Annotated in this window: 10 protein-coding genes; all 10 read left to right on the plus strand. The window is 64.3% G+C overall.

The window, feature by feature from the left end; translation table 11 throughout:
* Genes BSP239C_RS18200 through scpB form a run of 10 tightly spaced genes read left to right on the plus strand, consistent with a single transcriptional unit; the run spans window position 1 to window position 10,825 of the window.
* Entirely contained in the window at window positions 1-870 is an 870-nt protein-coding gene (locus BSP239C_RS18200; RefSeq protein WP_101574766.1) for a hypothetical protein, read from the plus strand.
* On the plus strand, window positions 867-2,666 hold the full coding sequence (gene murJ, locus BSP239C_RS18205) for a murein biosynthesis integral membrane protein MurJ (protein WP_101574767.1): 1,800 nt from the start codon (window positions 867-869) through the stop codon (window positions 2,664-2,666). Before BSP239C_RS18200 ends, murJ begins: the two co-directional genes overlap by 4 nt.
* On the plus strand, window positions 2,663-3,823 hold the full coding sequence (locus BSP239C_RS18210) for a glycosyltransferase family 4 protein (protein ID WP_101574768.1): 1,161 nt from the start codon (window positions 2,663-2,665) through the stop codon (window positions 3,821-3,823). The genes murJ and BSP239C_RS18210 overlap by 4 nt, the downstream gene beginning before the upstream one ends.
* A 33-nt stretch (window positions 3,824-3,856) precedes the next feature.
* A complete protein-coding gene (locus BSP239C_RS18215) occupies window positions 3,857-4,993 on the plus strand; it encodes a glycosyltransferase (RefSeq protein ID WP_101574769.1) in 1,137 nt (378 codons plus the stop codon).
* Window positions 4,994-5,001: 8 nt separating this feature from the next.
* Window positions 5,002-6,684, plus strand: coding sequence for a CTP synthase (locus tag BSP239C_RS18220; RefSeq protein WP_374701049.1), 1,683 nt, complete (start codon window positions 5,002-5,004; stop codon window positions 6,682-6,684).
* Between the two features lie 11 nt (window positions 6,685-6,695).
* Window positions 6,696-7,412, plus strand: coding sequence for an NUDIX hydrolase (locus BSP239C_RS18225; protein WP_257930277.1), 717 nt, complete (start codon window positions 6,696-6,698; stop codon window positions 7,410-7,412).
* Between the two features lie 10 nt (window positions 7,413-7,422).
* Entirely contained in the window at window positions 7,423-8,370 is a 948-nt protein-coding gene (gene xerD / locus BSP239C_RS18230; protein WP_101574771.1) for a site-specific tyrosine recombinase XerD, read from the plus strand.
* A 39-nt stretch (window positions 8,371-8,409) separates the two neighbouring features.
* On the plus strand, window positions 8,410-9,279 hold the full coding sequence (locus BSP239C_RS18235) for a ParA family protein (RefSeq protein ID WP_101574772.1): 870 nt from the start codon (window positions 8,410-8,412) through the stop codon (window positions 9,277-9,279).
* Between the two features lie 59 nt (window positions 9,280-9,338).
* Window positions 9,339-10,196, plus strand: a complete 858-nt coding sequence (locus BSP239C_RS18240) for a ScpA family protein (protein WP_257930280.1) — start codon at window positions 9,339-9,341, stop codon at window positions 10,194-10,196.
* The gene (scpB, locus tag BSP239C_RS18245; RefSeq protein WP_101574773.1) at window positions 10,193-10,825 is read left to right on the plus strand and encodes an SMC-Scp complex subunit ScpB; all 633 of its coding nucleotides are present in this window, start codon (window positions 10,193-10,195) and stop codon (window positions 10,823-10,825) included. Before BSP239C_RS18240 ends, scpB begins: the two co-directional genes overlap by 4 nt.
* Window positions 10,826-10,937 lie beyond the last annotated feature (112 nt).

Consider the following 10,937-nt stretch of genomic DNA (forward strand, 5'->3'; position numbering starts at 1 on the left):
ATGATCCGCTCACTCGTCAGCTCCGCCGTCGCCGGCCTTCTCGGATACACGGCGACCAAAGCAATCCTGTCCTCGAGTCTGCGCACCCACGACAAGGTCGTGCGCACGAACCACGCCGGCAACGACGTCTCACTCGTCGAAGGACCAGCTGTGACTGCTGGATTGGTTGCAGGCAGCCTCCTCATCGAAGCCCCACGACAGCGCGCGGCCACCCTCCTGGTGACCTCCGTTGCAGGAGGTCTGGGCGCGGTCGATGACTTCCTCGAATCGGGGGACTCGAAAGGACTGCGGGGCCACCTCAGCGCCCTGGCGCATGGCCAGCTCACGACCGGCGGGATCAAGGTCATCGGAATCCCCGCGGCCTCGATCGCCGCGGCGACGATTCTGCGCACCGGAAGAAGCCGCCACGGGTGGCTCTCCTCGAACCGAGCATCCGCCGACCAGACCTGGTTCGGTTCGACGCTCGACGTCGTCGTCACCGGAGGAGTCATCGCCGGGACAGCGAACCTGTTCAATCTGCTCGATCTGCGGCCCGGCCGCGCCCTCAAAGCGGGCCTGCTGACGCTGGCCTTCATGCCCCACAAACACGGTCTGACCTGGGCACCCGGGGCGGCCATCGCCGGCAGCAGCGCGGCGGCATGGCCCGATGACCTCGACGGATCGGTGATGCTCGGCGACACCGGTGCCAACGCACTCGGTGCGGTACTGGGTACGATTCTGGTCGAGAATTCGACACCCACGCAGCGTGCGCTAGTTCTTTCCGGCCTGGTGGGTCTCACCCTGCTGAGTGAGAAGGTCTCCTTCACCTCGATCATCGAATCCACCCCTGGACTGCGGGAGATCGACGCCTTCGGTCGCGAGGTCGTGTGAGTAAGCTGGTTCGGGTCTTCGCCTCTGCGGCGCTGCTCGTCTCGGTCATCACCCTGTTCACCCGACTTGTCGGGTTCCTGCGCTGGCTGGTGTTCTCACCCGCGGTGGGCGCCGGGTCGGTCGGCAATGCCTACCAGACAGCGAACCTGGTCCCCAACATCCTCTTCGAAGTCGTCGCAGGTGGTGCACTGGCAGGGGCCGTCATCCCTCTGCTCGCGATTCCGCTGGCGCGAGCGGACAAAGAGACAGCAGGACGGATCGCCTCGGCGCTGCTGACCTGGGCGGTCTCCGTGACCCTGCCGCTGAGCATCATTCTTGCCGTATTCGCACACCCGATTGCAAGGTTGCTGACCGGCACCAACGTTGACGGGCCTGCACAACTTGAGGCCACTGCTGTCTTCTTGCTCATGTTCTCCCCACAGCTCGTTCTCTACGGCATCGGGGCGGTGCTCACCGGTGTGCTTCAGGCGCATCGAAAGTTCATTTGGCCGGCCTTCGCACCGTTACTGTCCAGCCTCGTCGTCATCGGCTCGTATATTGCGTACAGCAACGCCGGTGGAACCGATGGCTCCTGGCAGACGCATATCGGTTGGTTGGGCTGGGGCACGACCATCGGCGTCGCCGCTCTCGCACTGCCCCTGGCGCTGCCGATGCGCACCACAGGATTGCGCATCAGACCCACCTGGAGTTTCCCACCCGGAGTCGCTCGTCGGGCACTGCGGCTGGCCGGAGCAGGCATGGCGGCGCTGCTGGCACAGCAGGCCGCGATGCTTGTGACCATTCTCGTGTCGAACCATTCCGGCGGCACGGGCACTTTCGTTCTCTTCAGCTACATCAACGCCGTATATCTCCTGCCCTACGGCGTCCTTGCGGTGACAGTCGCCACGGTGATCTTCCCCGCCCTGTCGTCCTGGGCCGGTCGGTCGAAGGACCCCGATGCCAGCGCCACGGATCGCGATGCGGCCGGAGTCGGACTGCGACGTCTGACCTCGACGACGACCGCACTGATCATCAGCATCGGCCTGCTGGGCACAGTCATCCTCATCAGTGCGGCAGGGCCCCTGCAGACGTTCTTCACCGCGATCGATAAAGCAGGCGAACAAGGAGACGCGCCTTTCGACTCAATGAGTCTGGCGATCATGGTCATGGCCCTCGCCGTGCCTGGCTGGTGTTTCGTCGCTTGGGGCACCAGAGTGTTCTACGCGCTGGAGCATTCGCGTCATTCAGCGGTGGCGACGACGACTGGCTGGGTGCTGGTCATCGTCGGAATGCTGTTGGCGTTCCTGGTCACCAACGCCGAGGGCGATGACGGACTGACTCTTGTAGCAATCTGCGTCGGCTATGCCATCGGCATGAGCGTCGCCGGAGGCTTCCTGCTGCCCTCGATGAGGCGGGTGCTGGGTCCAACCGGGCTCCACAGAGTATTGCGCCGAGGACTTCTGTCATTGGTTGCTGCTGCCCTCGCCTCGGCAGTCGGTGCAGTGGTCTCCCATTGGCTGGCTGGGCCATTCGGCATCGATGCGCTGTCCTCTGTCGCCAACGGTGTGGTCTCCGCACTCATCGGCTGCGTGGTCTTCGCCGCGATCCTCGCCTTCGACAGGGGCTTCATCTCCGAGGTGCGGACGGTGCTCTCCAATCGCCGAGGTGGTCCTGACCTGGCAGAACAGACCGACCCCGCCGTACGGGCCGCCCAACCGACCTCCTCGACCGGGACCGAGTCTGGCGCAGCACCCGATCAAGGCACTGCACCCGAGCGTGAACCCGGCACTTCACCAGAGAATGAGGATGAGAGATGAGAATCGTCTACGTGCTCGGAACATCGACAGGGGGAGTCGGCACCCATGTGCGAGCACTGGCCCGGGACGTCGCCGCTGCCGGCCACGAGCTCGGGGTCATCGGGCCTGCCTCCACCGACGAGCATTTCGGTTTCTCCTCACTGCCTGGAGTCCGCTTCGCCGCACTCGACATGGGCACCGGCATCGGTGTCCGAGACGCGGCTCTGATCCTCCGACTGCGCGAACTCATCGCCGGCTTCGACGCCGACATCGTCCACGCCCACGGCTTCCGTGCCGGCTTCGTGGCCCTGCTGGCGACACGGAGTCTGCGGGCGCGACCGCAGTTCATCATCAGCCTGCACAATCGGGCCAGCGGTCGGAGCCTACGCGGACGAGTCGAAGCCGGCATCGAAACGCTGCTGGCCAAGGGTGCGGACCTGACACTGGGAGCGAGCACCGACCTCGTGGCCCGTGCCCAGGACCTCGGCGCCAGAGACGCCCGGTTCCTGCCCGCTGCCGCACCAGAAGTACACGAGATTCCCGCCGACGCGGCCGCTGCCACCCGTGCAGGCCTGGCTGAGGAGTTCGGTTTCGGACCCGAGGCCGTCCTCGTGCTCGCCGTCGGGCGTGTCGCACCGCAGAAGAACTATCCGCTGCTTGTCAGAGCGTTGGGCCACCTCGGCGAATCGTCGGGGGAGACCTCCAGGACCCCCGAGCTTGTGTTCCTCATTGCGGGAGCGGCCGACCAGAACGTCCTCGACGAGGTGCGCCGACAGTACGAGAACCTCGCGGCCACCTCGGCGGTACCTGCCTTGCATTTCCTCGGCCCCAGAGACGATATCGCCGAACTCAACGCGGCCGCGGATCTCTACGTCCTCACCAGTGTCTGGGAAGCCCGTGCCCTCGTGCTGCAGGAGGCACTGATCTGCGGACAGGCCATCATCGCCACCAGCACCGGTGGCACGACGGAGCTCGTCGGTGATGCGGGCATTCTCGTCGCTGACGATGACGATATGGGCCTGGCCGCAGCCATCGGCGAACTGGCTGCGGATCCCGCTCGCCGGGCCGAGCTGGCCGCGCGAGCTCGGGCCCGCGGAGCCCAACTTCCCGATGAGAGGGAAGTAGCCAAAGAACTGGTGGGCATATACACGGAACTCATGCCCTCCCAGGTAGGGTAGAAGCAGCGTCGATCTAATGAAAAGGATGAGGAAATGAGCGAATCCGGCGAGGTCCACCCACTCAGCGCAGACACGAGAATTCTGCATGTACTCGCCGAAACTACGGGTCCCGTCGTCGAAGTCGCGAAACTCGCAGTGCTCGGGCATCTGCGCGCCGGCTTCAAGGTTGCGGTCGCCGCCCACCGTTCGCTGCTGGGCACATTCGGAGTTCCCGAGGATCTGGCGGACAACTTCCGCGAGATCGAGCTGGCAGCACGACGACGCTTCACCTTGGCAGATCCCAATACCGCATTCACTCTGCACAAGTACTACCAGCACGTGGACATCGTCCACGCCCACGGCCTGCACGCCGCGACGCTCGCCGGCCTGGCCTTCACCGGCCTCCCCGCCCGACTGCACCCGAAGATCGTCGCCACGATCGAGTCCTTCGATGCGGCCGGCGTCATCGAGAAGACCGGCGCCGAGATCGTGGGCCGCACCGCGACCGCGATTCTGGGCACCACCGAACCGGTCGTCGACTATTTCGGGGGGAAGGTTCCCGTGGTCGAACGCGCCGAACTCGTCCACCCGGACATCGACATCGACCTCACCGTCAGGACACCGCGTGCACAGGTGCGCAAGGAACTGGGCGTCGAAGAGGGCACCTGGATGGTCGCCAGCCCCATCGCCCTGCGTGACCACACTGCTCTGGCCACGATCCTCGACGCTACCGACCAGATCAACACGAAACGACCCGGCCGACCAGTCGTCACGGTCCTCACCGGCACCGGCAAGGACCGGAGCACGATCGAGTCCGCCTTCGCCGACCGCCACGTCATCGTCGCCCCGGCCGGTGACCTCGTCGACGTGGCAGCCGCCGCGGACGTCGTCATCGCCAGTGAGACCATGACCGGGCTCAGCCACGAAGACCTGATGCAGCTGTCGAAGCCAGCGGTCTTCATCGGCAACCCACGACGCGCCGGCATCTGGGGTGCGGCGGCGAAGACCGTTGCCGCCGATGATACGGATGCACTTCTGAGTGAGATCAATCATCTTCTCGATGATCCAGCCGGACGCGGATCCCAGGCTGTTGCCGCCAAGAAGCGCGTCATTGACGTGAACAACGGGGCTGCGATCTCAGCGACCCTGCTTGATCTCTACGCCGAAGTCGCCGAATCGTCAGATTCGTGAGCCGGACTTTGATAGGATCAAATCCCGTGGTGAATCGAACTGGCCCAGGCGGCACAAATACGGCAAAGCACATCTTCGTCACGGGAGGCGTTGCCTCTTCGTTGGGCAAGGGACTGACGGCATCGAGCCTCGGTCACCTGCTCACTCAGCGCGGACTCTCAGTAGCAATGCAGAAACTGGATCCCTATCTCAATGTGGATCCGGGAACAATGAATCCCTTCCAGCACGGCGAGGTCTTCGTCACCGAAGACGGTGCTGAGACCGACCTCGACATCGGTCATTACGAGCGCTTCCTCGACGTCAATCTGGACGGTGCGGCAAATGTCACGACCGGACAGGTCTACTCCTCGGTCATCGCCAAGGAACGTCGCGGCGCCTACCTCGGCGACACCGTTCAGGTCATCCCGCACATCACCGACGAGATCAAGTCGCGGATGCGGGCTCAGGCCGAACGTCCCATCGATGAGCGTCCCGATGTCATCATCACCGAAATCGGCGGAACCGTCGGTGACATCGAATCCCAGCCGTTCCTCGAAGCCGCACGACAGGTGCGTCACGACATCGGCCGCGACAATGTGTTCTTCATCCACGTGTCTCTGGTTCCCTACCTCGGGCCCTCGGGCGAGCTGAAGACGAAGCCGACCCAGCACTCCGTGGCGGCACTGCGCTCGATCGGCATCCAGCCCGACGCGATCGTGCTGCGCTCCGACCGGGAGCTGCCGGATTCGATCCGCACGAAGATCGCTTCCTCGTGTGACGTGGAATCCGACGCTGTCGTATCCTGCGTCGACGCTCCCAGCATCTACGACATCCCGAAGGTCCTCCACGACGGAGGCCTCGACGTCTACGTGATCCGTCGCCTCAACCTTCCTTTCCGCGATGTCGACTGGACGAAGTGGGATTGGGTTCTCGAACGCGTCCACAACCCCGAGCACCATGTGCGCATCGGTATCGTCGGCAAATACATCGATCTGCCGGATGCGTACCTGTCGGTCACCGAGGCGCTGCGAGCCGGAGGCTTCGCCAATAACGCCAAGGTCAAGGTCGAGTGGATCCAGTCTGATGACTGCGACAGCGAGGCCGGTGCCCGTGAGCGTCTGTCCGGCCTCGACGCGATCTGCGTGCCCGGCGGCTTCGGCATCCGCGGTATCGACGGAAAACTCGGCGCACTCGAGTACGCTCGCACGACCGGCATCCCGACCCTGGGTCTGTGTCTGGGTCTGCAGTGCATGGTCATCGAGTATGCACGGAACGTCGCCGGCATCGATGACGCCTCATCGTCAGAGTTCGACCCCGACACACAGGTCCCCGTCATCGCGACGATGGCCGAGCAGCTCTCCATAGTCGAAGGCGAAGGCGATCTGGGCGGAACCATGCGCTTGGGCACCTACGAGGCGAAACTCGACGAAGGAAGTGTCGTCGCGGGAGTCTATGAGTCGACGCTCATCTCCGAACGTCACCGTCACCGCTACGAGGTCAACAACTCCTATCGTGACGATCTGGCCAAGGCCGGTCTGCGCTTCTCGGGCACCTCACCCAGCTGTGAGCTCGTAGAGTTCGTAGAGCTGCCGGAGTCCGTGCACCCCTACTATGTGGCGACTCAGGCTCACCCCGAGCTCAAGTCACGTCCGACCAATGCTCATCCGCTGTTCGCCGGACTCGTGGCAGCGGCACTGAAGGCTCAGAAGTAGTTAGGACTCACGTGAGCGATCTGCGCGACGAAGCCTATACGCCGAATATCACCGCATCCGACGTGGTCTACCACGGGGCAGTGTGGAACATTCGGCGTGAGACCTTCGATCTGCCTGAGGCAACCGGGTTGGTTCGCGACATGATGGCTCACACAGGTGCTGTGGCCATCGCGTGCGTGGATGAGCAGGAGCGGATCCTGCTCATCCAGCAGTACCGCCATCCCGTCCGGGCCAGGCTTTGGGAGGTCCCCGCGGGTCTCCTTGATGTGCCCGGTGAGGATCCCTTCGATGCCGCCCAGCGTGAGCTGGCTGAGGAAGCCGATCTCCGTGCGGCACGGTGGGAAGTCCTCACCGACTCCTGCCTGACCCCTGGCGGCAGCAGCGAATCCATCCGCCTGTACCTGGCCAGGGACTTCGAGCTCATCGCCGACGAGGACCGGCACGAACGCAGCGAAGAGGAAGCCGGCTTCAAATTCCGGTGGGCCAGCCTCGACGAGGCCATGGACGCGGTGTGCGCGGGCGAGATCACAAACTCGATCGCACAGCTGGCAGTCCTGCAGGTGGACCGCATCCTGCGTGCCGAAGCCGCCGGGGAACCCACCCGGACCCGCAGCGTCGATGCACCGCGCCGTCTCATCGACGGCCGTGCCGATGCAGCAGTCGCTGCGGGCACTGCCGAGGCAGACACGGCAGACACTGCCGGCGGCGCTGACCGACCGCGAGCCTGAGGGCTGACCCATGGCCCGGCACGGTGCCGAACTGCTCCCGGAACTGCCGCAGTCCCTGGCGCGTGCCTTCGAAAGATACCTGAACTCGCTGCGCTTCGAGCGTGGGCTGTCACGAAACTCCATCGACGCCTATGCCCGTGACCTCGCCAGGTACGGAACCTGGCTGAACGGGCAGGGGATCGGCCGCCTCGGTGAGGTCGAACGGAGCCATGTCGAGGCCTTCGCTCTCCACCTGCACGATGAGAACCTGGCGCCACGGACCCGTGCGCGGGCACTCGTCGCGGTGCGCCGGTTCCACGGATTCGCCCTCGGCGAGGGACTGGCATCCACGGACCCGGCCTCAGAGGTCAGCCCGCCTCAGGAAGGGCTGCGTCTGCCCAAAGCCCTGTCTCTGGACGATGTCGAGGCGATGCTGGCCACGACAGGCGGTGAAGAGCCCGCACAGATTCGGGCGGCTGCACTGCTGGAGCTGCTCTATGCGACGGGCGCACGGATCTCCGAGGCGGTAGGCGTCGACCTGGACGATCTGGATCTCGAGACCAGCCTCGTGCGCCTGTACGGCAAAGGCGGGAAGGAACGGATCGTGCCCTTCGGCTCCCACGCCTCGACAGCGCTGGGCGCCTGGGTGTCACGGACTCGACCGAGCATGGCTGCAAAGGCCAGAACATCGGCCCCGGCCGGTGCCCTGTTCCTCAACGCGCGGGGGACCCGCCTGTCGCGCCAGACCGCGTGGCAGATCGTCAAGGACGCCGGGGAACTCGCCGGCCTGGAGGCCGAGGTGTCTCCGCATACGTTCCGTCACTCCTTCGCGACACACCTGCTGGAGGGCGGGGCCGATATTCGCGTCGTCCAAGAACTGCTGGGCCACGCCTCAGTCACGACCACGCAGATCTATACGAAGGTGTCAGAGGAAACATTGCGGGAAGTGTACGCGACCTCGCACCCCCGGGCACGGTAGGGTTGGAGCAGAGAGCAACGAAAGGTGGCCATCCGAGTGATGAATACGCAACAGGCATTGGATATTCCCAAGTCGAAATCCACTGCACCTGAGCAGCAGGACTTCGACGAACCAGCACCGCTGGACACTCATGGGCCTGCCCGCATCATCGCGATGGTCAACCAGAAGGGCGGGGTCGGCAAAACGACCTCGTCGATCAACCTCGGCGCCTCGCTGGCCGCCTATGGACGCAAGATGCTCCTCGTGGACTTCGACCCGCAGGGCGCCTTGTCCGTCGGTCTGGGCGTCAACCCCTACGATCTCGAAATCAGCATCTACAACCTGCTGATGAATTCGCGGATGGATCCACACGAGGTCATCGTCGGCACCGACTTCGAGAACATCGACATCCTCCCGGCCAACATCGACCTCTCCGCTGCCGAAGTCCAGCTCGTGGGCGAGGTTGCCCGTGAGCAGATCCTGTCCCGCGTGCTGTCCAAGGTCGCCGACGAATACGACGTCATCCTCATCGACTGCCAGCCCTCGCTCGGCCTGCTCACCGTCAACGCTCTGACCGCGGCACACGGTGTCATCATTCCGCTCGAAACCGAGTTCTTCGCCCTCCGCGGTGTCGCACTGCTGGTGGAGACCATCGAGAAGATCCAGGACCGGCTCAATCCCTCCCTCGTCGTCGACGGGATCCTGGCCACGATGTTCGACTCGCGCACGCTCCACTCCAAAGAGGTCATGTCGCGTGTGACGGAGGCCTTCGACGACAAGGTCTTCGACACGGTCATCAACCGCACCGTGAAATTCCCGGACGCCTCGGTCGCTGCCGAACCGATCACGAGTTTCGCCCCCAAGCACGCTGGCTCGGAAGCCTACCGCCGCCTGGCCAGGGAGCTCATCGCCCGCGGAGGCGCGCCCTGAGCGAGACCGTCAGTGAAGGGTTCCAGGTTGAGCTGGAGAACTTCTCCGGTCCCTTCGACCTGCTCCTCGGCCTGATCTCCAAACGTCGTCTCGACGTCACGGAGATCGCCCTCGCCGAGGTGACCGATGAGTTCATCGCCTACACGACCGGCCTGAGCGAACGAGCCGGTGCCAAGGTCGGTTCAAGCCTCGCCGAGATCTCCCAGTTCCTCCTGGTCGCCGCCACCCTGCTGGACCTCAAGACGGCACGTCTGCTGCCCAATGAGGACGGCGAAGAGGAACTCGACCTCGAACTGCTCGAAGCCCGCGACCTTCTCTTCGCCCGACTCCTGCAGTACCGAGCCTACAAGTCCGTGAGCAGATTCTTCGCCGAGGCTATGGCCGCCGGATCGATCAGGGCCCCGCGCAGCGTCGGACTCGAACCGGAGTTCCAGGACGTTCTGCCACCCCTTGAGATCCACATCGGCCCAGGTGAGCTGGCCGGACTCTACGCGACCGTGCTCCAACGTGACCACACGCCCCCGAGCGTCGCGGTCGACCACATCCACCTGCCCCTCGTCAGCGTCTCCGAACAGCGCGGCCACATCCTCAGCCTGCTGCGTGCCGGAGATCTCGACTTCCAGAAACTGCTTGACACCGCCGACAACACGCTGGTCGTGGTGGCCCGATTCCTGGCGCTGCTGGAACTGTTCAAGGTCGGCCTCTGCGACTTCGCCCAGGAGGAGCCCTTGGGCCCGCTGCTCATCTCGCGCACCGAGTCCACCGATGACGGCGTGGATCTGCGCACCGAGGGGGAGTGGGACGGTGATGCCGAACTCGAGGAGCCGGACGGCGCGGCTGAGGTATTGAACGCCGATGTTGAGGCGCTGGGCGACGAGGCCGATAGCGTGCACGATGAGGAAGAGGGACCTGCATGATCGACGATGAAATCCTGGCCGGGATCGAAGCGGTCCTCATGATCAGTGACTCCGCCGTCTCGGCCAATGAGCTGGCCAGCGCCCTCGGACTCGATGAGGACACCGTCACCGATGCCATCGCCGAACTCAAGGCCGACTACGACGGTGGGGACGGCGGCAGGCAGCGCGGATTCGAGATCCGACTGGTCGCCGGGGGGTTTCGAATCTTCTCTCGCGGGGACTATCACGAGATCGTCAAGGACTTCCTGACCTCGGGGCAGAGCGCGAAACTGTCCCAGGCCGCGCTCGAGACCCTGGCCGTCATCGCATACCGGCAACCGATATCGCGGCCGCGCATCGCAGCCATCCGCGGGGTCAGCGTCGACGGTGTCATCCGGACTCTGCTCCTGCGCGGACTCATCGTCGAAGCGGGGAAGGAGGCGACCACCTCGGCGCTGCTCTACACCACCACCCACCAGTTCCTCGATGCGCTGGGAATGAACAGCATCGATGACCTGCCGGAGATCGCTCCGTACCTTCCCGAGGACTCAGATGTCGCCGAATTGGGAGCTGACAACTCCGAAGTTCTGGCCTCTGTCGAAGATGAGATGGGCGATCTCGACGACGAGATGTCACGAGTTGACGATTGATTTGAGAGAATGGAGTTTATGAGTCCATACCGTGATCCCCGAGCGCCAGGCGGGCGCAACAATCGTCCGACCCGAAAACAGCGTTCCAGCACCTCATCCAAGGGGGGCAAAC

The organism is Brevibacterium sp. 239c (assembly GCF_900169365.1).
In the GTDB taxonomy this organism is placed as follows: domain Bacteria; phylum Actinomycetota; class Actinomycetes; order Actinomycetales; family Brevibacteriaceae; genus Brevibacterium.